Source organism: Leifsonia sp. Leaf264, from assembly GCF_001422325.1.
Taxonomy (GTDB): domain Bacteria; phylum Actinomycetota; class Actinomycetes; order Actinomycetales; family Microbacteriaceae; genus Orlajensenia.
In genome coordinates, this window is record NZ_LMMR01000005.1 from 652,617 (window position 1) to 675,248 (window position 22,632).

Consider the following 22,632-nt stretch of genomic DNA (forward strand, 5'->3'; position numbering starts at 1 on the left):
GTTCGCAATAGGAATCTGAAGTCCCAATCGCTGTCCCCCAAATGGGGGTCAGAAGTCCCAGTCGTCGTCCTCAGTGGCCTCGGCCTTACCGATGACGTAGCTGGATCCGCTGCCGCTGAAGAAGTCGTGGTTCTCGTCGGCGTTCGGCGACAGGGCGCTGAGGATGGCCGGGTTCACGTCGGTGACGTCCTTCGGGAACATCGGCTCGTAGCCGAGGTTCATCAACGCCTTGTTGGCGTTGTAGTGCAGGAACTTCTTCACGTCCTCGGTCAGGCCGACCGGGTCGTAGAGGTCCTGGGTGTAGTGGATCTCGTTCTCGTAGAGCTCGAACAGCAGGTCGTAGGTGTAGTCCTTGATCTCCTGCTTCCGCTCCTCGGACAGGCCCTCCAGGCCCTTCTGGAACTTGTAGCCGATGTAGTACCCGTGCACAGCCTCGTCGCGGATGATGAGGCGGACCAGGTCGGCGGTGTTCGTGAGCTTCGCCTTGGACGACCAGTAGATCGGCAGGTAGAAGCCGGAGTAGAACAGGAACGACTCCAGCAGCGTGGAGGCGACCTTGCGCTTCAGGGGGTCGTCGCCGCGGTAGTAGCGGGTGACGATCTCAGCCTTCTTCTGCAGGGCGACGTTCTCGGTCGACCAGCGGAACGCCTCATCGATCTCCTTCGTCGAGCAGAGCGTGGAGAAGATCGAGGAGTAGCTCTTGGCGTGCACCGACTCCATGAACGCGATGTTCGTGTACACAGCCTCCTCGTGCGGGGTGATGGCGTCCGGGATCAGGCTGATCGCGCCGACGGTGCCCTGGATGGTGTCCAGCAGCGTCAGGCCGGTGAATACGCGCATGGTGAGCTGCTGCTCCTCCGGCGTGAGGGTCGCCCACGACTGGACGTCGTTGGACAGCGGCACCTTCTCGGGCAGCCAGAAGTTGTTGACGAGGCGGTTCCACACCTCGACGTCCTTGTCATCCTGGATCTTGTTCCAGTTGATGGCCTGGACGAGCTTGTTGTCAGTCATAGGTGGGTTCCTTAGTTGGTCAGGTTGATGCGGAAGGCGACGGTCACCGCGACCGTGATCTGGACGGTGGCGGGCTTGCGGTTCTTGTGGACACGGACGCGGCTGACGTCCAGGTGCTCCGCACCGACCCTGGGCTCGCCGAAGGTGACCCCGTCGGCGAGGAAGGCGGCGGCCTGGGAGCGGGCGTCGACCATGGCGGCGCCGAAGGTGGCAGCGCTCATAGGGCCGAAGTCCTTGGCGTGGATCGTCGGGTGCGCCTCGTCCCAGTCGAATCCGAGGTCGTCGAGCTGGTGGCGCAGCTCCTTCAGCTTGCCCGCCTGGATGAGGAACGTGCTGACCGTGTCGTCGTTCTTGTACGCCGGGTCGGTGCTCACGGGGACGCGCGTGGCGTACGCGCGGCCGGCGTCACCGAGAAGGGTGAGAAGGACGACGTGATTGTCGCTCAGCTCGAAGACCTCCGAGCGGGTGGCGGTGGTGGTGATGTGAGTCATGGAGGCTTTCTGTGGCGGGAGGTCGGGGTCTGAAAGACATGTGGCAAAGCTCGCCTGGTGTCTGCTGACCTGGACCTTGTAGGTGTGTGGCTACGCGGCGTCCACGACGGAGCGGCGTGTCCCCGCGAGGACGGCGGCCAGGTCGATGTACCAGGCGGTCGGATCGTCGGCGAACCCGGGGACCAGGCGGATGACGAGGTCGGAGTCGACGGCGGCGAAGTCGTCGACGGTCTGGCGGGTGACGTAGGCGGAGAGCAGTCCGAGCCCGACATCGGCGACGGTGGATGCTCCGCCGTCCCAGTCGCTCAGGTACGCGGCGGCGTTCTCCGCCGCAACCTCGGCAACCTTTCCGGAGTGGGTCTCGAGCGCCCAGATCTGCGGGTAGATGTCACGGATGCTGACGTGATTACCGGCGGCCTCCGCGACGGTGTTGGTGAGGGCGAGTGCCGTTGCGCGGTCAGTGTCGATGTAGTCGAGGCCTGTCGCTGCGGCAGCCAGAAGGTCGCGGATGTACTCGGGAGCGTCGGTGGCGCCGGCTTCAGCGAGACGTCCGGCGATGGTGCGAGGGAATGCAGTCATACAGTTCTATGCGCGACGGGAGTAGCCGGCTGCTTCCAGCAAGGGTGGAGCCTCGGGCCGCGCCGACACCGAGTAGCGCGGCCCGAGGGGTTCAGGGGGTCAGGGCTTCGGTGACATCTGTCCTGAAGCGACCAGTTGGGCCCAGGCTGCGAGGGTGATGCCGCAGGTGATGACACCGCTGGTGACGAGGCTGGTGAGTGTGCCGTCGTTCACCCACAGCTGCTTGGCGCCGGACTTCTCCTCTTGGAACAGCATGTTCTCCTGAGGCTTCGTGTCGAACAGGTACACCACGACCGCGGTGTCCATCAGGCCGGGCTCCGGGTAGAAGCCGCCGAGCCGGACCGGGTCGGGAAGCACTTCGCAGCCGACCTCCTCTTCCAACTCGCGCTGAGCTTCCTCGACGGTCAGGGCGGTCGCCCAGCCGCGGGGGAACTCCAGAGTGAACGAGTTCGACGCGGGACGGTGCTGCTTCACCAGCCCGTAGTAGGAGACGCCTTTCGCTGTGGCTCGAGGGATCGCGACGACGCCGAGACCAGTGCCGGGACGGACGATCGTGACGGTGCCGGGACGCCCGTCAGGTCGGATGACCGGGGTCTCGTCGACACGCATCTTGTCGTTCTGAAAACGGGTCTCGCTCGGTCCGGTGGGGGTGAAGCCAGGCTCTGTGACGCCGAAGCTCATGGTGTTCCCTCCTCACTGGTCCGGGATTGGTTCAGCTGTCAGACATGTGGCGAATCAGAGCGCGCTGATGTTCCGGCCGGTGGCGACAAGCTGCGCCCAGGCGGCGATCGTGAACCCGCAGGTGATCTGCCCGCGAGAGATGAGCCCCTGCAGGGTTCCGCCGTTCACCCAGTGGTGGATGGCGCCGGAGGACTCCTCGCGGTACGAGTCCTGGTCGAGGAAGACTGCGTCCTCGGTGGTCGTGCAGGCGGCAAGGTAGGTGGCGACGGTAGTGGTGAGCAGCCCGGTGTCGGGGTGGATCGTGCCGATCCGCAGCGGCTCACCGTTCACCTCGCAGCCGACCTCCTCGACGACCTCGCGGGCGGCGCTCACGCTGTCCAGATCCTTCGTAGCTCCACGCGGGAACTCCAGAGACTGACCTCCGATGGGCGGCCGGTGCTGGCTGACCAACGCGAAGTAGGGCAGGCCTCGGATGAAGGTGCGCGGGATGACGACGACACCGTTGCCGGTCCCCGGAGTCACCGTGGTGAAGAAGCCATCCTCGCCGTCCGGACGGACGACAGGGGTCTCCTCCACACGGATGAACTGGTTCGCGAAACGTGGCTCAGCTTCACCTTTGGGGGTGAATCCGTAGTGACGTGTCATGGGCTCGGTGCCTTTCGTTGTGGGCAGGCGGTGAAACCTGTCACACCTCAGGCATGTGGCGAATAACACTCGGTTCTCGCTGTTCCGTCAGTGCAGGTGGGCTGCCGCTGCAAGGAAGCCGAAACCTGCAGCCTCTCCCCTGTACTCGGCGATGAGCTCCGCAGCGACATGTGCGTTCGTCTGAACGTCCGCGATGCGACCTTCCCCGAGATTGCGCAGGAACCAGGCCGAGATTCGCTGCTTGGAGCTGGTCGCGTCGATGATGTTGCCCGGTGCGTTCCTCGCGATAATGGCCGCTGCCGCCTCGGTTTCCGCACGGGCGACCAGCTGGTGACGCTCATTGATGACCATCTTCCCGACCGCCGTCCATCGCATGCCGGCTGAGGGAGCTAGCGCTTCAGCTTCCGCCTGCTCCGCCTCGAAGCGGGTGACAAGTTCACGAAGGCCACCGTCGACCTGGGCGTGTGCTTCTGTGATGTCCACACCCCAAAGGCATGTGGCGGAGAGTCAGTGGTTCACGGGTTCGGATCGTCGTGAACGACGACCCGCGACAACTCCACTGTGCCGTCAGGGAGTCGCCAGAAATGCAGCCGGCGGGCAGCGGCGACGTTCGTCTCCACGCTCACCCGGAAGCACACGGCACCGTCCTCACGGGACCATGGTGCGTTCGCTCCGCCTTCCCCTCGGCGAAGCGGGTGCAGCTTCCGGTGAGCTTGCACCCGACCGATCAGGACATCTACGACGCAGCGAAGCGCTTTCGATCTCAGCTGCGGGTCCAGCTCGTCGACACTGTCGGCGAACATCGGGCCGATCCGGTACTCCGGCAGTGGGGCTTCCGTCTTCTCCGATGACGGCACCCGGTCCACCCAGGCGCCCAGAATCGCATGCCGCACAGCCTCTCCAGCATCTTGGAATGCGTCCGGCCGCCACGTCGTGACGGCCTCGCCGGCGTCCTGCCGGTCGATGCGTCGTGCTCGCGTCGCGGTTGTCCTCAGCCTCTCGCTGAGCTCTGAGACTTTCGTCTGGAGTTGGGCGGCGAGGATCAGGGCTTCTCTGGCTTCTTCGGACCGTTGGGATGAGCGGTTCAGTTCGTTGGTGAGCCCGATGGTTTTCAGTCGCCAGCTGTCCCGGTCGGTGGTCATCACCCTGAGGTCCCGTTCCGCTTTGGACAGCTTGGAGCGGAGCGTGGCGAAGATCTCGTCGGTGCTCTCGACGACCGGTTTTGCAGGTTCCGGGTCGGGTGCCGGGGTTGGTGCGGGTGCCGGCGGCGCTTTCGGTTTGGCGGTGGCTATCCGCTGCATCGCGGTCATGGCGTCGGCCGGGGTTTTCAGCGGTGCGTGGAACAGGAGCGAGTTGTGTCTGGGGAGCCTGGCGGCGGCGTCCTGCAGGTCGAGGATGTCGTCACGTCGGGCTGCGGCGAGGACTGACCAGACCAGCTGTTGGTATTTCTGGCCGGCTTCGTCGGCGTCATGGGCGAGGAACAGTTTCGCTTCGGAGCGGTTGAACTTCCACGCGAGTCCTGCCGGGTAGACCCGCACAGCTCCGCCCCACACCTTGCCGTTGTCGGGCATGTGGTCGGTGAACAGGTAGTTCGGTTGGCCGGCCGGGAGGACGCATACATCAACGTCTGTGCCGCATCCGTCGACGATGGCTCCGGGGTCGAAGAACGGCCCGTGGGCGCGCAGGGATTGCGTGATCACCACGGTGACCCGATCTCGTCCTGGATGCTGAAGATGTTCCGCTAGTTCGCGGACATCGTCCGCCGTCTTGACGAACCCCATGCCCCACATTCTTGCACTGGGGTGTCTGCCGGTGGGGGTGGATCTGTGCGGCGCGTCTCAGGTTGCCGTTCAGTCAGCCCAGACGCGTTCCGGGTGTGCCGGGTAGATGATCTTCCCGTTGAACCAGTTGCCGATCTTCTCCCCGTCGGGGGTGGTGCCGAGCCAGTGCTTGTACCGCCGGTCCTGGTCGAGATTCCGGCCGGTGAACACACCCCATGTCTGGTTGCAGGTGGGGCACTGCCACAGTGCGCCGACGGGGTTGCTGTCCAGTGGCGGGACGGCGCATGGGTGCGGTGTCGGTGTTTCAGGTGTGCTCATCGGGCGTCTCCAGGTCGGCTTCTGGGGTGAGGCATGTGGCGGACGCAGAACCGCCCCGGCGGTTGAGGCTGCCGGGGCGGTTCGTGTGGAGGGGTTCTACTCTGCCGGGGTCTCCGGGTTGGTGGGCTCCTCCGGGTTGGTCGGGCCATCGCCCGGGTTGTCGCCGGGTTCGGTGGGCTCGTCTCCGGGCTCGTCGCCGGGGTTTTCGCCCGGGTTGTCGCCGGGCTCCTCGCCGGGCTCTTCGACGGGGTCAGCCGCGATGATCTGTCCGGTGGTGGCGAAGTACCGGTTGACTTCGAGGTGGCTGTTCACGAGGGCGGTGATGACGTGGCCGATGTCGTCCTCGTCGAGGACGTAGTTCGGACCGTCCTGCCAGTCGATGAGCTCACCGTCGCGGAACCACCGGTAGGTCTGGCCTTCGGGGTTCGCCTCCGGGTCCTCCCAGATGCTGAGGACCTCGCCTGCCTGCTCGGTTCCGTGGAAGCTGGACGCCTCGAGGCTGCCGTCGAACTGGGTGGTGCCTTCGGTGTCGGAGTACCAGGAGCGCTGCTGGTATCCGTCCTTGTTCGCTGTGACGACCACAAACACCGGGTATCCGACGTCGTCGATCGTCTGCGTGTAGGTAGCGGCGTCGGCGCCGGGGATCAGCGTCTCGTAGCTGCGGTACCACTGGTAGGTCAGGGTTGCCCCTTCGACTGCCCAGTCGATTCCGATGACTGCGGTGAGCTCAGCGCCCATGATCCGCTCGCCGGCCGGTGTGGTCTGCTCGTCGCCGACGAAGTACAGCAGCTCGTCGCCGGGGTCGCCTTCGCCTTCACCCTCGCCCTCGCCTTCGCCTTCACCTTCGCCGGGCTCAGCGGCCACGGTCGGGTCGCCGCCTTCGGACGCCCAGGTCTGGGTTTCGTACCCGTCGCGGACTGCTGTCACGGTGGCGGTGATGACGTGGTCGATGTCGGCTTCGGTCTGGAAGTAGCTGCTGTCGTTGTAGGGCGTCTCGTCTTCGGTGAGGATCGGCTCGCCGTCTCGGAACCAGGCGACGTTCAGTTCGTCCGGTGACGGCTGGATCGCTTCGGGCAGTGCGACGTACAGGTCCTCGCCGACGGCACGGACACCGTTGACGTTGGGGGTCTCACCGCCGGTGAAGATACCGGCGAGGGTGTCGACCGATCCGCCTGACACCCAGGACTTCGTGACGTATCCGGCCTTGGCGGCTGTGACGGTGACCTTGATCACGTGGCCACGGTCGGCGGCTTCGAGGGTGTAGCGGGACGTGGTGGCTTCAGCGACCGGCAGGCCGTCTCGTGTCCACTGGTAGCTGATCGTCGGGGTTCCGGCGATGGGGCTGACCGATGCCGTGAGGAGCTCACCGACGCGGTGCTCGCCGGTGATCCCGATCTCGGGGGTGGCGAACACGGACAGGCCCGTGGTCTTCGCGGTCGACGTCAGAGCGAACACCGCGGTTGCGTGCCCGGTCCTCGCGACGGTGACCTTGGCGGTGGTGACGGTCCCGATGTCGGTTTCGGTCTCCGTGTACGTGGCCTTGGTGGCGCCGGCGATGGCCTTCCCGTCTCGGTACCACTGGTAGGCGACGCTGGTGGCTGCCGGGGTGAACACTCCGGGGGTGATGGTGAGGGTGGAGCCGATGATCCGGTTTCCGGCCCAGGTGGGCTTGCCTGTGACGGCCGCTCCTGCTGCTGCCTTCGACTTGTTGGTGGTCGACCATGCACGGGAGACGTAGTTCGCCTTGGCGGCGGTGACCTTGACGTTCACGACAGCGTTGTAGTCGGCGGCGGAGAGGACGTAGGTGGTCTTGGTGGCTCCGGGGATGGCTACGCCGTTCCGGGTCCACTGGTACGTGAACGCGGGAGTGGGGGCGAGCTTGGCGGGTGCCTTGGCTGTCAGGGTCTTGCCGACCTGGAGGGTGCCGGTGAGGCTGGGGACGGTGGTGCCGGCGATCACGCCGTAGGTCTTCACCTTGGGGGACGTCCACGACTTGGAGGCTTTGCCCTTCTTCGCAATGACGCGCACCTGGAGCTGGTGTCCGATGTCGGCGGTGGTCTGCTTGTAGGTGGTCTTCGTCGCCTTCGAGATCGCCTTGCCGTCCCGGTACCACTGGTACGTGGAGACGTAGCCGGCCGGGGTCCACTTGCTGGGCTTGGCGGTGAGCGTGGAGCCGACGGTGTGGCTGCCGGAGACAGTGGGGGTGAGGGCGGCTGCGGCAACGAGGCGCACTTCTGTGTGCTGGTCGCTGGTCTCGGAGTGGATCACGAGGCTGGCATGGGACGGCTGCGGTGTCGCGGCGAATGCTGGTGTGACTGTGCATGCAAGGACGGCTGCGACGGCGGTCGTTGCGACCCCCACCTTCCAGTTCCTGCTGCGTGGCTGTGTGCTAGATGGGTGCATATCGGACGGACATGTGGCGAAAACCCTTTTGTCCCTTGTGGGGACGGAAACGCCCCGGTCAGCCGAAGCCAACCGGGGCGATCCTTGTCACGCCCTAGGTCACAGGGCGCAGGAGACGCATCCGTCGATTTCTGTCCCTTCGAGGGCCATCTGACGGATCCGGACGTAGTAGATCGTCTTGATCCCGGACTGCCAGGCGCGGATGTACGCCTTGTTGAGGTCGCGGGTGGTGGCGGTGTCGGGGAAGAACAGGGTCAGCGAGAGGCCCTGGTCGACGTGCTGTGTCGCGGCGGCGTACGTGTCGATGATCTTCTCGTAGCCGATCTCGTACGAGTCCTGGTAGTAGTCCAGGTTCTCGTTCGTCATGAACGGCGCCGGGAAGTACACGCGGCCGAGCTTGCCTTCCTTGCGGATCTCGATCTTCGCGGCGATCGGGTGGATCGACGCGGTCGAGTTGTTGATGTAGGAGATCGAGCCGGTCGGCGGGACCGCCTGCAGGTAGGCGTTGTAGAGGCCGGTCTTCTTGACCTTCTTCGCCAGCGCCACCCAGTCGTCCTGCGTGGGGATGTCGATGCCGGCGTCCTTGAAGAGCTTGACGACCTTCTTCGTGGCCGGCTTCCACTCCTGCTCGGTGTACTTGGTGAAGAACTCACCGGATGCGTACTTCGAGTCCTCGAAGCCGAAGAACGTCTCGCCCTTCTCCTTCGCGATCTTGTTCGACGCGGAGAGCGCGTGGAACAGGACCGTGTAGAAGTACATGTTGGTGAAGTCGATGCCTTCCTCGGAGCCGTAGTAGACGTGCTCGCGGGCGAGGTAGCCGTGGAGGTTCATCTGGCCGAGGCCGATCGCGTGGGACTTGTTGTTGCCGTTGACGATCGAGGGGACCGAGTTGATCTCCGACAGGTCGCTGACTGCGGAGAGGCCACGGATGGCGACCTCCACCGTCTTGGCGAGGTTGCCGCCGTCCATCGCGAGGGCGATGTTCATGGAGCCGAGGTTGCAGCTGATGTCGCGGCCGACCTCCGAGTAGGAGAGGTCCTCGTTGTAGCTGGACGGGGTGTTGACCTGGAGGATCTCCGAGCAGAGGTTCGACATGTTGATGCGGCCCTTGATCGGGTTCGCAGCGTTCACGGTGTCCTCGAACACGATGTACGGGTAGCCGGACTCGAACTGCAGCTCTGCGATGGTCTGGAAGAACTCGCGGGCGTTGATCTTCGATTTCTTGATGCGGCCGTCGTTGACCATGTCGTAGTAGTTCTCGGTGACCGGCACGTCGGCGAACGGCTTGCCGTACACCTTCTCGACGTCGTAGGGCGAGAAAAGGTACATGTCCTCGTTCTTCTTCGCGAGCTCGAACGTGATGTCGGGGACGACGACGCCGAGGGACAGCGTCTTGATGCGGATCTTCTCGTCAGCGTTCTCTCGCTTCGTGTCGAGGAACCGCATGATGTCCGGGTGGTGAGCCGACAGGTACACGGCGCCGGCACCCTGACGTGCGCCGAGCTGGTTCGCGTAGGAGAACGAGTCCTCCAGCAGCTTCATGATGGGGATGATGCCGGACGACTGGTTCTCGATCTGCTTGATCGGAGCGCCGGACTCACGGACGTTGGAGAGGAGCAGGGCGACGCCGCCGCCGCGCTTGGAGAGCTGCAGGGCGCTGTTGATGCCGCGGCTGATGGACTCCATGTTGTCCTCGATGCGGAGCAGGAAGCAGGAGACGAGCTCGCCGCGCTGCGCCTTGCCGGCGTTCAGGAACGTCGGGGTGGCGGGCTGGAAGCGGCCGGAGAGGATCTCCTCCATGAGGTACTCCGCCTGCTTCTTGTCACCCTGGGCGAGGAAGAGGGCGGTCATGACGACACGGTCCTCGAAACGCTCCAGGTAGCGCTTGCCGTCGAACGTCTTCAGCGTGTAGCTGGTGTAGTACTTGAACGCGCCGAGGAACGACTCGAAACGAGCCTTCTTGTCGTACGCCTTCTTGGTGAGCTCCTTCACGAACGGGACACCGTAGGTGTCGAACGTGCCGGGCTCGTAGTACTGCTTCTCCAGCAGGTATTCGATGCGCTCCTCGAGAGAGTGGAAGAACACCGTGTTCTGGTTCACGTGCTGCAGGAAGTACTCCCGCGCAGCCTCGCGGTCCTTGTCGAACTGGATCTTTCCATCGTTGTCGTAGAGGTTGAGCATCGCGTTGAGCGAGTGGTAGTCGAGCTGTGTGCGATCGGGTGCAGCGATCACGGCTGTTGTTTCCAAAAGGCTTCCAATCCTTCGAGGACGGCCTGTCGGTCGTCCGGGGTTCCAAATACTTCGAATGTGTAGAGCAACGGGACGTTGCATTTCTCTGCGACGATGCGGGCTGCCAGGCAGTACGCTTCGCCGAAGTTTGTGTTGCCGGCGCCGATCACTCCGCGGAGGAGGGCCCGGTTGTCGGGGTGGTTGAGGAACTTGATGACCTGCTTCGGGACGGCTCCTCCGTCGTTCCCTCCGCCATACGTCGGGAGGATCAAGACATGTGGCGACTCCATGACGACGGTGTCGTCCTTCGTCATGACCGGGAGACGGGTGGCGGGCAGGTCGAGGGATTCGACGAACCGGTGGGTATTTCCGGAGACGCTGGAGAAGTAGGAGATGGTGCTCATGCGGGGGCTGAGGTTCTGGGGACGCTTACGCGTCGAGAATGGTGGGGTCGCGGAGGATCTCCAACTCGCGCTCGTCGAACGATCCGGGACGGTACTTGGCGACCATGTTGTCCACGACCTCGTCACGAGTCAGCTCCGGTGCCGCTGCAGCGTCGTTGTCGATCTGTGCCAGGGTCTGCTGGAGTTCGATGAGGATGTCCGCGGCGCCGTACTGGCCCCAGTTCGGGAGAGCCTTGGCGGCGAAGTCGTTGTACGCCTCGACTTCGGGCAGGAGGTTCGCGTTCATCCCGTTTCTGCGGAAGATGGTCTCGCCGCCTCGTCCGTGGTTCTCGACTGTCAGCAGCTTGTCGCCGTTGAAGTACAGCTCAGCTTCGAAAGCTCCCTGAGGACCGACCGAGAAGTCACCGATGTAGCCGGACTTCCGTGGCTTGTACTTCCTGATCTCGTACCCGCCGAGCTGGCCGGGGTTCCGCGGTGCGGTGAGCGGTGCAATTTCAGCGGCCTGCTGGGTCTTCTGGGTGTACAGGCCGGAGCCGTCGTGGGCGGCGCTGTTCACGTCGACGCTCTTCTGGGCGCCGGTCTTCTTCGGAGTGGTCGTCATGCTGCTTAGGTGTGCGGCCGCGAGGAGCGGCGTGTCGGGTTCGGGTGGTGCGAGCAGCCCCGGGCGATCCAATTTCCCGGGGCGTCTCGTGAGTCTTAGGTGCGCGGCTACGGTCGCAGCTGCGGGATGAACGGGGCGAGTCGTTGCCGTTCGGCGAAGCTCAGCAGGTGCGGGAGGTTCACGATGGTCTCGACCGCGTCGGCGGTGTAGTTCGACTGGTGCGGGTCGGTCCAGTCGTTGGCTTCGAGCAGGTCGACGCCGACGAGGGACGCAAGGGTGATGGCGAGCCGGTACACCTTCTCGTGAAACTCGCTGCCCTTCGACACGTCGAAACCCTGTGGGAAGCTGAGGCCGGCAAGCCCCAGGATGTCGAGGGTGTCGACGTTAAGGTTCTCGTCGAGGTAGCGGGCGTAGCTGTTCGTCTCCATGCCACATCCATGTGCGGACTGTTCCGGTTTCGGAGCTCAGGACCCGATCTGCCGTCGGCTGGTCTGGTCGACCGGGCGAGGCCGGGGTGGTGCGACTCCCAGCAGTTGCGGCACCCGGGTAGGGATCCGCCGGCCGCGTCTGACGATCCACAGGATGAGGGTGGCGGCGGCGATGAACAAGACGATGGACAGGATGGTGAACCAGGCGGCGGAGCCGATCACCCATTCGGCGTCCTTCTCGGTGAATGCGTCCCCGGAGTAGGACAGGATCGGGCCGAGTGCGAACGCGACCTGGCCTTCCGTTTCGGTGAATGACCCGTCGTGGCCGGCGGCTCCGTGGTTGATCTCGGAAGTGGGCCCGCGGAGGTCGGGCCTGTCGACGGTCGGGCTTTGCGTGGCAGCAGGAGCTTCAATCGGGGTGTCGGCGGGTTCTGGCTCTTCCTCGACTGGCGCCGGTTCCGGCTCAGGTTCCGGCTCGGGCTCTGGGGCGGGTGCGGGCTCCGGTGCGGGCTCGGGTTCGGGTGCAGGGTTCGGGGCTGGGGCGGGGTTCGGGGCTGGCGCAGGGTTCGGGGCTGGGGCAGGGTTCGGTGCGGGCGCTGCCCCTCCCCCGCCGCCGGACCCTTCAGATGGGTAGCCGGCGAAGATCTGAACCCATTCGAGGCCGCGAGGGTCGTAGCCGATTCCGATGCGGGTGTAGAGGCTTTGCAGGATGTTGTTGCGGTGGCCGGTTGAGCCCATCCATGCGTTCATCACCTGTTTGCCGGAGTCGTAGCCTTCGGCGATGTTCTCTCCGTTGGCTCGCCAGCCGGCGGGGATCCTGGCGGCCCGCCATTCGTTCGTGGAGTGGTCGAAGTCGCCGGAGTCGAAGATGTGCTTCGCCCATTCCTGGGCGATCGCGTCGAGGGTGGGGTCTCGGGTGAGGGCTGGGACTCCGGCGGCTGCGCGTTGCTGGTTGACGATGGTGAGGACGTCGTCCTGCTGTTGGGATGCGTGCAGCGGTGCACCGCCGATGAGGGTAGCTGCGAGGAACGCTGCCGCTGCAAGGAAGGCTGTCAGCCGCGGCCGTCGGCTCCTGCGCGTCGCGTCCACGGTTTCAGCACCACGCCCGGACGGTCGATGCGGTACAAGCCATGCTTGGTGCCTCCTCGTTCCGGGCGCTCCACACGGGAGTCCACGGCGGAGGCATGTGGCGAGAAGCTCAACTGCGGTCGCTGCTCAGCGTCACGGCTCCATGTCTTCATGCAGGACGACGCGGGACAGTTCCACGGTCCCGTCCGGCAGTTTCCAGAAGTGGAGGCGGCGTGCGGATGAGGTGTTCGTTTCGATGTTCGCCCGGTAGCAGATGGCGCCGTCGTCGCGGGTGCGGGGCGCGTCGTCGCCGCCTTCGCCGGTGCGGAGCGGGTGGACGTTCCGGCCGCTGATGGTGCGGGCGCGCCCGGTGATGACATCCACGATGGTACGGAGTGCTTTCGTGCGCTGGCCGTCGTCGAACGTGTCGATCGACTCGGAGAATGCCGGACCGACGATGTAGTCGGACAGCGGGTAGTCGTCCTTCTCGTAGGACGGGACGCGCTCTGCCCAGGCGGAGGTGACCGCGTACCGGAGGGTGCGTTCCGGGTCAGCGAACCATTCCGGCTTCCAGTACGGATCCGCGGCTGCCGTGGCAGGCTTCGGTTTCTTGGTTCGGGCTGATGCGCGATGCACCTCGTCGCGGTCCTGGATGGTGCGGTTCAGCCGGGCGTTCTCCACCCGCAGTTCGCTGAGCTCAGCGGCATGGGCAAGTGAAGCGGCTGTCGCTGCGGACTTCAGGTTGTGGACTGTGGTGAGGGCTGCCTGCAGGGCGGTGCGACGCTCCGCCGGGGTCGGGCCCTGAGGCGTTGGGACCTCGACCGCCTCGACCGCCTCGACCGCCTCGACCGGTGAGGCTGTGGGCGCGGCTGCGACTGTGGCGGGCGACGGGGCGGGCGTTGCCGCAGGCGACAGGCCGAGTGTGGGCGCTGGTGTCGGTGCGGGAGCTACAGGCGCGGGCTTGGGCGTCGGGACGGGTGCCGGCGCGGGAGCGGGCTTCGGCACGGGAGCTGCGCCGAGGCGCGCCGCGAGGGCGGCCGGGGTCGGCGGTGGGGTCGAAGGCTTCGCCGGTGCGGAAGGAGCGGCAGGGGCGGCACGGCGAACCGCCGGTGTTGGCGTGTACTCCGGTGCGAGGTAGCTGGCGGTGATCGCCGCGTCCACGAGCTCGTGGGTCTTCTCTTCTGCCTGGTCTTCGTCGTAGGCGAGGACGATCGGGGCTTTCCGCCAGTTCTGGATCCACGCGTCTCCGGTCGGGTAGACGCGGGCTGCACCGCCGTACACGCTGACGTCCAACGGCATCTCGTCGGAGAAGGTGTACGCGAGCGTTCTACTTGTGATCAGGTACACGTCGGCTGCGGAACCGATTTCGGCTGCGATGCGGTTCGGGTTGAACCGCGGCACCCCGGCCTCGGAAGGGCAGGTGACGACGACTGCGACGCGGTGGCGTGACGGGTTGGTGAGTTCAGCGGCGAGCCCTCGGACGGCTGCTGCATCCTCGATGCGGTACACGTTGCGGGTGTCGACGGCGGTCATCGCGTCGCCCCGTTCCGGGCGACGACGACGTGGTCGGCGGCTTCCCAGGTCTCAAAGACGTTGATCCCGGCTTTCATCGCCCTGCGGATGCAGTCTCGGGTGCCGCTGTTCCTCTCGCCTTCCTTCAGGAACGCCAGGCAGATGTCAGCACCGAGGTCGACCATCTTCTGGTTGCGGGTGAATCCGGCCAGCTTGTCGGTCGGTCCGTTCGGACCTTCCGGCTGCCAGATGGCGGGGTGGATCTCCTCGGTCGCCCGGCCGCGGTTGTCTCGGGCCACCTGGCCGGCGAGCTTGTCGGCGCCGCGGGCGTTCCCGTGGATGACGGTCAACGGCTGGCGACCGAAATCTACCCAGGTCTGGGTGATCGCGGCGGCTACGGTGGAGCGCTGTTTGATCTCTCGGCTGCCGGTGATGAGGACTCGGACGCTCACTTCCGGGCCCCGGTTCCAGAGGCGTGTGACGCCTCTTCCTGAGGGCTGGTGGGGTGTGAGCTGCGCATTGGAATCCTCCTGAGGTGGTGTTCCCCTCCCTCATGTGCGGACGGTCGCGGCTTTGCGTGTCAGGGCTGAGCTGTTACTGCAGTGTCTTGACCAGGTCCTCGACAGAGGGAACGTCTTCGGTCGGGGTGCTGCCGAGCAGGTCGGAGACGTCGAAACCATCGGGGATGGTCACAGCTCCAGGTGCGGTGATCTGCCCGCTGAGCAGGCCGAGGACTCCGCTGCCCGGGCCGGCCTCTCCCCCGGCCCCGAACCCGGAGGTGACGCCGGTGATGATGAGTACCACTGCGTCGACAGCCACAAGCCCGATGAACACGAGAACGGACACCGGCGCGAGGATGCTGAGACGCACGATGACCGCGACCATCACCTTCCCCGCTGACCATCCCGAGTACCGGCCCTGCTCCGCCGCCCAGTAGAGGACGTTGAGGCCAAGAACCACACCGGTCGGGGCGAGGAACACGAGTGGGTTGAAGGCGAACAGCCCTGTCCGGGATCCGAAGACATCCTGCACGTACAGAGCCGCTGACACAGTCAGGATCGCGGCGGCAAAGGAGCCCAACCAGATCTTCGAGGCGGACTTCCGGGCGGGCCGGCTGGGCCGGAGGTCGTCCGCGGCGACGGGCTCGCCGGCCAGGTTAAGGGTGTCTGCTGATTCGCTCACGGAGGTGGGCATGTGGCGTGGGTCTGCGCCACATGCCTATCGGGCATGCCCCCGCAGAACATCACAGCCAAGGATGTGCTGACGGCTGTCCGCCGGAAGCACCGGAAAGACGCCGTCATCCGTGAGGTCGTGGTCGACGACCCGTTCCATCTCGTGATCCTGAACAGGTGGCGGTTGGAGACGAACCCGGCTCGGTGGGAGGGGAAGATCCACCCGTCGGAGGTGGCCCCGTCGATCCCGGACGGGTGGACCCCTCAGGATTCCCCGCCGAAACGGCGGATCGATGCGTTGATCGTCGAGTCCGGCATGCTGACTGCCGTGGAGATCAAGATTTCCCGAGCCGACTTCAAACGCGACGTCGAGGCGAAGAGGCGGGCGTGGAAACTGTTCACGAACCGTTTCGTGTACGCCACCCCGAAAGGCCTGCTGCAGCCTCACGAGATCCCGGAAGGCTGCGGTCTGTGGGAGTTCGACGCGGACGCAGTGAACCCGAGGTCGGTGAAGTCGCACGGGATCACTGTGACGAAGAAGGCGATCGTGAACCATCACCCTGCCGCGTTGCCTGGACAGGTGTTCGTCGCGCTCGCGTACCGGGTGTCGAAATACGAGACGATCGAGGAGAGGCGCAGCTGATGGGCAGACCCAACAGCCCACGACTCGGCGACACATCAGCGTTCCAGATCGCCACCCGCCGCGACCAGTTCGTCCACGCAGCCATCACCTTCCTCGTGAACCGGATCGCATCCCAGCACTACCGCGCATACGTCACTGCCGTGGAGAGCATCGGTGCTGACGCGATCACCAGGCAGGCTGCCGAGGCGGAGGCGCAGGCTGCTCCGGTCGTCGAGAACCGCGACTACGACCTGTGGACCGGTTTCGGAAGCGGTGTCCTCCGCACCCACGCCCGCTCTCAATGCTCAGGGACCCCTTGCTGCCTTCACGCACCGTCCGACCACCCGCTGACCGGTTCGCCGATGTCGTGGCTTGATGACCGGATGATGATGGAACGGATCTGCGAACACGGCATTCACCACCCCGATCCGGACGACCTGGACTACAAACGTCGTGTGCTGAACCCAGCCTTGTACCTCGCTGGAGACTACGAAACCCACGACTGCGACGGATGCTGCGTCCCATCTCGGATAGCCATCCGCTGGCCGTTCCGACGCCACCGACCGTGAGTGGCTTCGGGGCCGGGGCGCGCCGAAGCTGACCGCAGATCCGCCACATGTCTGCACTGAAGTGAGCACCAGTCGTAACCCGGACACGACGGCGACGTACCAGATCGCTGTGTCCAACAACCGACGGAAGAAGCCACGGTTCACCTCCGAGCTGATGGGAGCGGATTCCACCCCCACCGACTTCGAGGACGTCGAGTCCGACGTCGTCATCCCGCGGCTCGGATCTCTGGACCTCCTCCACGTCGCCGCCGGCGCTTTCGGCGAAGGCTGGTCCGTCCGACGGATCGGTGTTTCTGACGGTGCCATGCTCCCCATGGAAGGTGACGTCATCCCGGACAGGTTGCGCCGCAACCTCGGCCGGCATGGGGCGTCGTCGGCGCTGCTCTGGCTGACCGATGAATGCCCAGGCGCCGCGGTCGTGGATGTGACCGTCATCCCAGCGAACGGGCGGGAGTTCACCCTCACCCGCCTCGGCGGGGTGACTGGCGACACCAGCCAGGAAGCGATCCAGCTGCTGCGATCCGTGTGGTCCCAGGTCCGCTGATGTCGGTGGCCGGCCCCATCATTGGAGAAGGCAGGATGCCGGACCGCACGGACAGGATTCCGAAACCAACCATCTTGTGAGGAACATCCTTTGAGCATCACCGCTGAGAAGTCCGCCGGAACCGTCGAGCAGTTCAACGTCACGATCCCCGGAGCGGATGTCGTCTCGGTCACCGCCACCTGGACCCCCGGGTACGACAAGCTGCTGCAGCCCGCGATCGGGTCCGACGGGGTGAACGACATCCTCGAGGAGTGGGAGAAGGCGGCCCCCGGCGCCCGGAAGTACCTGTGGGGCACCACGGAGCGCAGCGACGACGACGCATTCCTGTCCTGGACCGACGAGTCCGGTGTCGTCAACCTGCAGTCCTGGCCGACCGGGAACCCGTCCGACACGTACAACCTGGAGACGTTGGAGCTGCTGCTGCCGGCGTCGCACCTGATCGTCGCCTCAGCCGACTGAGCCGTCCACCCACCCGGACAAGCCCGGCCTGCCCCTACGCAGGTCGGGCTTTTCTGCGCAGAAACCGGCGATGCCGCACATGTTGGTGTGGAACTACACCCTCTTGAAAGGAGTCGACGTGCTCACAACCATCCTCGTCGCCGCCACCCTCACCGTCATCGCAGCTGCTGCCATCGGCTACGCCATCTGCAGCTTGCTCGCCGAGCAGACCAGCCGCCGGTCGGCACGGTGACCGCCGAAGCGCTGATCTCCAACCTGCTCCGCGACCTGGTCGAGCAGATCGAAGCTGTCGGCGCCGCCGAGCTGTCCGCCGGGTTCCTCGGAGGCGACTACGGGTACGGCGCCGAGGTCGACAACGACGTGTTCGAGATGTTCCCGTACTACTCGGGCGACTGCGAATGCGGTCACAACGATGCAGAGTCCTCCTGGATCGACGCGCACCCGCACGCCGGCGACTGCTACCAGACCGAACTGCAGCGACGTCAGGAAGCTGACGAGGCCGCCAACGGACTCCTCAGCGACAACTGGTCCACCATCGCCAGTGACCTCGCTTCCGAGCGGGGCCTTCCCGAGCTCGGATGCGGAATGCACTGCACCTGCGGCCGGGACGACCTCTACGCCGCCTGGGCTTCGGAGAACACGCACTCACCGACCTGCGGTGTTGTGCGCCCGAACTTCCTCCACAAGCCGACCGGCGTCCGCGTCGACTGGTACAAGTACATCGGACGGGGCATGGAGATCACCGCCCCGGAGGCCTTCACGACGAAGGATTGGCTGACGCTGTACCTCGACTGCGCCGAGTCCTTGAACGCTGCAGCCTAGAGGGAGACGTGGACGTCAGCGTCGACGTCTGAAGCATCCACAGCCACAGTGGTCAACCCCGCGGTGCGGGCCACTTCGATCAGCTCACGATGGGATGAGAGCAGCACTCCGCCTTCGCAGAGGAGCAACGTGACGTCCTCCGGCGTGTCACGACCTACCGTCACGACGACGACCCGCTCATAGCTGTTCAGCCCCCGGAGGATCTGCTCGGCGTTGCCTGCCTTCAGGTTCGACAAGACGTATTGGGTGGCGCCCGCTTCGGCGAAAGCGGGGACAAGATCCTCCGCCAGCCAGGTCGGGCCGTCAGCAACGGTAGCCGCCAACCCCAGCTCCCACACAACGGTGGAGTCGGTAGCGGATTCGATGACATTCACTCGGTCTGCCGAGGTTCCCCACGATGTTGTCGTCTGCACATCAGGGAGGCATGTGGCGAGGGATGAAGTTCGGCGCCCCACCCGAAGGTGAGACGCCGAACTGTCATCGTCGGTTCGTGTTCAGTTCACCGTTGCGGTCTGCGCAGACGTCCACGCGGTGTTCTTGTACCCGGTCTTCGTGGCTGTGACGGTGACGGAGAGCTTCGCCGTCTTGTCCGCGACTGCCAGCTTGTACGTCTTCGCTGTAGCGCCGGCGATCGGCGTTCCGTTGCGGAGCCACTGGTACTTGAACGTCGTCGTCGCTGGAGTCCATCCGGACCCAGCTGTTGCGGTCAGCACCTGACCGACTGTGGTGGCGCCGGTGACCGTCGGGAGTGCCGATCCGGTGAACGACGGCTTCTCAGCGACCGTCGCGGTCTGGGCGCTGATCCAGTCTCGGGAGACGTAGGCGGCATTCACCGCGGTCACCTTCACGGTGATCTTCTTGCCAACCTCAGCGTCCTTCAGCGTGTACGTCTTCGCGGCAGCTCCGACGATGTCGACACCGTTCGCGGCCCACTGGTACTTGTAGGAGGTCGGGGCCGGTGTGAGACCCGATGCGGTGGCGGTGAGGACCTTCCCGTTCACTGGGTCGCCGGTGATCGTGGTGGCTGGGGTGCCGACGAACGGGAGCATCGCCCCGACGGCGCTCCCCGCCACTGTCCATGTGGAGGTGGTGTAGCCGGGTGCGGCGGCGGTCACCTTGACGTTGACGACCTTTCCGAGGTCAGCGGCCTTCAGCGTGTAGGTCTTCGCGGTGGCGCCAACGATCGCTTCCGTGCCGGCGAACCACTGGTACGTGAACTTCGGTGCCGGGGTGAGACCGGCCGGGGCGACTGCCAAAGCCTGCCCCACGTTGAACTTCCCAGTGACAGGAGCTGCGAAGGAGCCAGCGAACGAGGACAGCACCCCGACCTGAACCTGGTTGCTGGTCCAGGTGACGCTGGTGACACCGGCGCGGACGGCGGTGACGGCGACGGTGAGCTTCGCGGTCATGTCTGCGTCTTTGACGGTGTACGCGGCGGTTGTCGCCCCGGTGATCAGAGCGCCGTTGCGGTACCACTGGTACTTGAACGAGGTCGGCTTCGGTGCCCAGCCGGCGTCGGGGACGGCGGTGAGTTTGGTGCCCCACTTCACAGGCTCGGTGCCGGTGAAAGTGATGGCCGGCTTGTTCGTTCCGGTGAACGGGCTGATGGGCGGGACGGCGACCGCAGCTGACACCCAGGTGCGGTTCGGACGGCCGGTCACCTTCGCTGTCACGGCGACAGTCAGGTTCTTCTGCAGGTCGGAGGCTGTCAGGGTGTACTTCGCCGCTGTGGCGCCGGCGATGGGTGCGCCTTCACGCATCCACTGGTACGCGTACGAGGTTGGCTTCGGCGCCCAGTCAGTGCCGGGCACGGCAGTGAGCGCCGCACCCTGCAGACGGTCGCCGACGATGGTCGGAAGCTGGTCGCCGAGGAAGCCGGTGCTGGTCGTGACAGTGAGAGTCGCTGTGGACCCGGTGATGGCGTCGATCTTGACGGTCACCCCGGATGCGCCGGAACGGAAGGTGTCACCGGCAGCCCAGACGAACGAGCGGATCCCCGTTGAGACCTGCTTGGGGATGACAACGGATTGGCCTCCAGCGTCCTGCTTCAAGATGCGCACACCGGTTCCGACGCGAGGGCGTTCGTTCGCGCTCGGGTTCGGGTACCTGGTGTACAGGGCGTTCGTGTCGCGGCCGGTGGCGTTGCGGTATTCGACGTAGTAGGTGACGTTCGACACCGGGTCGGTGACCTTGACGCCGCGTGAACCGGATCCGGCTGAGGCGGCGTTCAGCGTGAACTGGTTGGTCCCGGTCGGCGCGGTGACCATGTCGGCGCCCAGGGTGTTCAGGCGTGCCCGCTGCGTGACGTTCAGGGCAGTCAACGTCGGGTTCGATGCACCGTTCAGCAGGTACGAAGCCGCCATCGTGTCGTACAGGTCCCCGTACGCCTGGTCGGAGCAGCCGGAGGTGTAGCCGGCGACACCGTCGACGACAGGGGCTTTGCAGTTGTGGGTGTTGGAGTGTCCGAGGGAGAAGTTGTGCCCGAACTCGTGGGCGATCGTCTGGGCGTTTCCTCCGGGGACGTCAGCCATCCAAACCGTGCCGCCTGAGTTCAACCCGGCCCCGACCGTGGCGAGGCCGATGGCGCCATTGGCGCAGCTGTTCGGGGAGATGACAAGCAGGTGTCGGCCGGGAGTGTTGTAGTAGGTGGATGGGGTCATCCCGAACTTCGCTGCCGCTTCGTTCCACAGGTTGTTCTGGTTGCAGCCTGCGGTGGTGGTGTACCGGCTGACCGGGTTGACCCGTGAGATCCCGGAGATCCCGTTGGACGCCTGGTCCGTCCAGAACTCTGATGCGGTGGCGACGATTCCGTCCACCTGCGCGTCGTTGAATGGGGCGACCTGGCCGCCGGTGGTGACGACAGCGACGTCGACAGTGTGGGTGACGCCCGACGCGGCAGTCACCACTCCCTCCACTTGTATTGCTGCCAGCGGGAGGGGTGTGCTTCCGGTCTCCTCGGTGATCGCCTTCCCTGCTGCGCTGCCGGACTCGACGGTGCCGGACACCCGAATGCCGGCGTCGCTGACCAGGTCGGCATCGGCGACAGCGGTTGCGTCGACATCGGCTCCGGTGGCGGCGTTATTCGGCAGGTCGGCCGGGTCGACGGGCACTTGGCTGCCGTTGGCTGTGACGATGAAGGCAGATCGTTCTGCCCCGTCCGCATTGGGGGTCGTTGCCTCTTCCTGGAGGACGACGAGCTCACCGGACAGGTGCACCTTGACGTCGCCCTGAGGGGCGGTGGCAGCCTGTGCGGGGGTGACTGTCGTGCCGATCAACGCCAAGGAGACCAGCGCTGCGAAGAGGGTCTTCCTCTTCCATGTGGGTGTTGCTGGGCTGTGGCTGAAGTCCCTAGTGGCGCTCATGCTCTTTTAGGTATGTGGCGAAAAGCCGCATGGCCCCTCGAAGAGGCGATTTCGCCCGGCGATCAGTACCAGTTGAGGCTGTTGGAGTGGTCCAAAGCTGAGCAGGGAGACGCGTACCGGTCGGCGATGTATCCAAGCCCCCAGAGGATCTGCGTGCGAGCGTTCGTCTGCCAGTCGGGGCCAGCGGAGGCCATCTTCGAGCCGGGCAGCGCCTGCGGGATGCCGGTGGCGCCGCCGTTCCCGTTGTAGGCGTCCACCCGCCAGTTCGACTCCCGGTCCCACAGGGTGCTGAGGCACTGGAACTCCCCCTCGCCCCAGCCGTACTTGTCGGCGGCGATCCGGCGTGCTTGCGCACGGGCGCCGTCCGGGGTGTTGGCGACCCGTGCGGCTTCTGCTGCGGCCGCGGCATCCGCGGCTGCCTGAGCGGCGACAGCGGCGTCGTGCTCGGCGATGGCGGTGGTGGTCGCCTGGGCGGCGGCGTCAGTGTTGTCGATCAGAGTTTCGATGCGGTCGACGCTGAGAAGTTCGTAGCGGGCGAGGCTGGCGACGTGGTCGGCCAGCTCGGTGGCGTCAACCTTCGAGGCGGCGGCCGCGATGACGGTGTTCGCAGTGCTGAGGGCAGCTTCGGCGGAAACGGAGGCTTTGAACTTGGCGATGTCGGCGTACACACCGAGGTGATCGCGGTCGAGGGAGCCTTGCTGGCTGAGGGTGACGGTGTACGCCTCCCGTTCGGCGCGGAGGTCAGCAGCGTTCGCCATGAGCGGGGCGGAGATCAGGGAGCCGCCGATGAGGGCGGCGGCGGAGATTGTGGCGATGCGGCGGCGGGCGGTTGTGCTCCCGAGGCCGGCGATTCGGTTCTTCAGGGTGATGAGGTCGGTGGTGAGGGTGCGCTGAGGCATGGGGCTCCGATGTTCGAGCTGCCCTGCTGCGG

General features: G+C 65.5%; 25 protein-coding genes. 5 read left to right on the forward strand and 20 right to left on the reverse strand.

The window, feature by feature from the left end:
- Positions 1 to 48 precede the first annotated feature (48 nt).
- From nrdF to ASF30_RS12885, 17 genes are all read right to left on the reverse strand, one after another.
- A complete protein-coding gene (gene nrdF / locus ASF30_RS12810; protein ID WP_055907142.1) occupies positions 49 to 1,011 on the reverse strand; it encodes a class 1b ribonucleoside-diphosphate reductase subunit beta in 963 nt (320 codons plus the stop codon).
- Positions 1,012 to 1,022: 11 nt separating this feature from the next.
- The gene (locus ASF30_RS12815) at positions 1,023 to 1,502 is read right to left on the reverse strand and encodes a hypothetical protein (protein WP_055907145.1); all 480 of its coding nucleotides are present in this window, start codon (positions 1,500 to 1,502) and stop codon (positions 1,023 to 1,025) included.
- 90 nt (positions 1,503 to 1,592) lie between these two features.
- A complete protein-coding gene (locus ASF30_RS12820; protein WP_055907148.1) occupies positions 1,593 to 2,081 on the reverse strand; it encodes a hypothetical protein in 489 nt (162 codons plus the stop codon).
- A gap of 99 nt (positions 2,082 to 2,180) precedes the next feature.
- Positions 2,181 to 2,762, reverse strand: coding sequence for a hypothetical protein (locus tag ASF30_RS12825; RefSeq protein WP_055907150.1), 582 nt, complete (start codon positions 2,760 to 2,762; stop codon positions 2,181 to 2,183).
- 54 nt (positions 2,763 to 2,816) lie between these two features.
- Positions 2,817 to 3,407 (reverse strand): hypothetical protein, encoded by a 591-nt coding sequence (locus ASF30_RS12830; RefSeq protein ID WP_055907153.1) that lies wholly within the window; start codon positions 3,405 to 3,407, stop codon positions 2,817 to 2,819.
- Positions 3,408 to 3,494: 87 nt separating this feature from the next.
- Positions 3,495 to 3,890, reverse strand: coding sequence for a hypothetical protein (locus tag ASF30_RS12835; protein WP_055907156.1), 396 nt, complete (start codon positions 3,888 to 3,890; stop codon positions 3,495 to 3,497).
- A 32-nt stretch (positions 3,891 to 3,922) separates the two neighbouring features.
- The gene (locus ASF30_RS12840; protein WP_157497361.1) at positions 3,923 to 5,107 is read right to left on the reverse strand and encodes a hypothetical protein; all 1,185 of its coding nucleotides are present in this window, start codon (positions 5,105 to 5,107) and stop codon (positions 3,923 to 3,925) included.
- 150 nt (positions 5,108 to 5,257) lie between these two features.
- Positions 5,258 to 5,506: a hypothetical protein gene (locus ASF30_RS22785; protein ID WP_157497363.1), complete on the reverse strand. Its 249-nt coding sequence runs from the start codon at positions 5,504 to 5,506 to the stop codon at positions 5,258 to 5,260.
- A 96-nt stretch (positions 5,507 to 5,602) separates the two neighbouring features.
- Entirely contained in the window at positions 5,603 to 7,867 is a 2,265-nt protein-coding gene (locus ASF30_RS12845; RefSeq protein ID WP_055907162.1) for a hypothetical protein, read from the reverse strand.
- 141 nt (positions 7,868 to 8,008) lie between these two features.
- Positions 8,009 to 10,156, reverse strand: coding sequence for a class 1b ribonucleoside-diphosphate reductase subunit alpha (gene nrdE / locus ASF30_RS12850; RefSeq protein WP_442914959.1), 2,148 nt, complete (start codon positions 10,154 to 10,156; stop codon positions 8,009 to 8,011).
- Complete coding sequence (gene nrdI, locus ASF30_RS12855; RefSeq protein WP_055907165.1) at positions 10,138 to 10,542, reverse strand: class Ib ribonucleoside-diphosphate reductase assembly flavoprotein NrdI; 405 nt, start codon at positions 10,540 to 10,542, stop codon at positions 10,138 to 10,140. The genes nrdE and nrdI overlap by 19 nt, the downstream gene beginning before the upstream one ends.
- A 25-nt stretch (positions 10,543 to 10,567) precedes the next feature.
- Positions 10,568 to 11,143 (reverse strand): hypothetical protein, encoded by a 576-nt coding sequence (locus tag ASF30_RS12860; RefSeq protein ID WP_055907168.1) that lies wholly within the window; start codon positions 11,141 to 11,143, stop codon positions 10,568 to 10,570.
- A 107-nt stretch (positions 11,144 to 11,250) separates the two neighbouring features.
- A complete protein-coding gene (locus tag ASF30_RS12865; protein ID WP_055907171.1) occupies positions 11,251 to 11,571 on the reverse strand; it encodes a hypothetical protein in 321 nt (106 codons plus the stop codon).
- A gap of 36 nt (positions 11,572 to 11,607) precedes the next feature.
- Positions 11,608 to 12,660, reverse strand: a complete 1,053-nt coding sequence (locus tag ASF30_RS12870) for a CAP domain-containing protein (protein ID WP_055907174.1) — start codon at positions 12,658 to 12,660, stop codon at positions 11,608 to 11,610.
- Positions 12,661 to 12,792: 132 nt separating this feature from the next.
- The gene (locus ASF30_RS23185; RefSeq protein WP_055907178.1) at positions 12,793 to 14,172 is read right to left on the reverse strand and encodes a hypothetical protein; all 1,380 of its coding nucleotides are present in this window, start codon (positions 14,170 to 14,172) and stop codon (positions 12,793 to 12,795) included.
- Positions 14,169 to 14,603 (reverse strand): SLOG family protein, encoded by a 435-nt coding sequence (locus ASF30_RS12880; RefSeq protein WP_055907182.1) that lies wholly within the window; start codon positions 14,601 to 14,603, stop codon positions 14,169 to 14,171. The genes ASF30_RS23185 and ASF30_RS12880 overlap by 4 nt, the downstream gene beginning before the upstream one ends.
- A gap of 142 nt (positions 14,604 to 14,745) precedes the next feature.
- Positions 14,746 to 15,333 (reverse strand): hypothetical protein, encoded by a 588-nt coding sequence (locus ASF30_RS12885; RefSeq protein WP_157497365.1) that lies wholly within the window; start codon positions 15,331 to 15,333, stop codon positions 14,746 to 14,748.
- A 45-nt stretch (positions 15,334 to 15,378) separates the two neighbouring features.
- Between ASF30_RS12885 and ASF30_RS12890 the strand changes: the two genes are divergently transcribed.
- The 5 genes from ASF30_RS12890 (at position 15,379) to ASF30_RS12910 (ending at position 18,339) form a co-directional block, all read left to right on the forward strand.
- A complete protein-coding gene (locus tag ASF30_RS12890; protein ID WP_055907188.1) occupies positions 15,379 to 15,966 on the forward strand; it encodes an MmcB family DNA repair protein in 588 nt (195 codons plus the stop codon).
- Positions 15,966 to 16,514: a hypothetical protein gene (locus ASF30_RS12895; protein WP_055907191.1), complete on the forward strand. Its 549-nt coding sequence runs from the start codon at positions 15,966 to 15,968 to the stop codon at positions 16,512 to 16,514. The genes ASF30_RS12890 and ASF30_RS12895 overlap by 1 nt, the downstream gene beginning before the upstream one ends.
- Positions 16,515 to 16,575: 61 nt before the next feature.
- Positions 16,576 to 17,058: a hypothetical protein gene (locus tag ASF30_RS12900; protein ID WP_055907194.1), complete on the forward strand. Its 483-nt coding sequence runs from the start codon at positions 16,576 to 16,578 to the stop codon at positions 17,056 to 17,058.
- A 90-nt stretch (positions 17,059 to 17,148) separates the two neighbouring features.
- Positions 17,149 to 17,517, forward strand: a complete 369-nt coding sequence (locus tag ASF30_RS12905; RefSeq protein ID WP_055907197.1) for a hypothetical protein — start codon at positions 17,149 to 17,151, stop codon at positions 17,515 to 17,517.
- A 228-nt stretch (positions 17,518 to 17,745) separates the two neighbouring features.
- Positions 17,746 to 18,339 (forward strand): hypothetical protein, encoded by a 594-nt coding sequence (locus ASF30_RS12910; RefSeq protein ID WP_055907201.1) that lies wholly within the window; start codon positions 17,746 to 17,748, stop codon positions 18,337 to 18,339.
- Here the strand turns inward: ASF30_RS12910 and ASF30_RS12915 are convergent.
- The 3 genes from ASF30_RS12915 to ASF30_RS12925 all read right to left on the reverse strand — a co-directional run bounded on the left by ASF30_RS12915 (position 18,336) and on the right by ASF30_RS12925 (position 22,600).
- Positions 18,336 to 18,713: a hypothetical protein gene (locus tag ASF30_RS12915; protein WP_157497367.1), complete on the reverse strand. Its 378-nt coding sequence runs from the start codon at positions 18,711 to 18,713 to the stop codon at positions 18,336 to 18,338. The two genes, ASF30_RS12910 and ASF30_RS12915, sit on opposite strands and share 4 nt — an antisense overlap.
- Before the next feature lie 120 nt (positions 18,714 to 18,833).
- Positions 18,834 to 21,701 carry a zinc-dependent metalloprotease family protein gene (locus ASF30_RS22795; protein ID WP_157497369.1) on the reverse strand — a complete coding sequence of 956 codons (2,868 nt, stop codon included), beginning with the start codon at positions 21,699 to 21,701 and terminating at the stop codon, positions 18,834 to 18,836.
- Positions 21,702 to 21,763: 62 nt separating this feature from the next.
- Positions 21,764 to 22,600 carry a hypothetical protein gene (locus ASF30_RS12925; protein ID WP_055907209.1) on the reverse strand — a complete coding sequence of 279 codons (837 nt, stop codon included), beginning with the start codon at positions 22,598 to 22,600 and terminating at the stop codon, positions 21,764 to 21,766.
- Positions 22,601 to 22,632 lie beyond the last annotated feature (32 nt).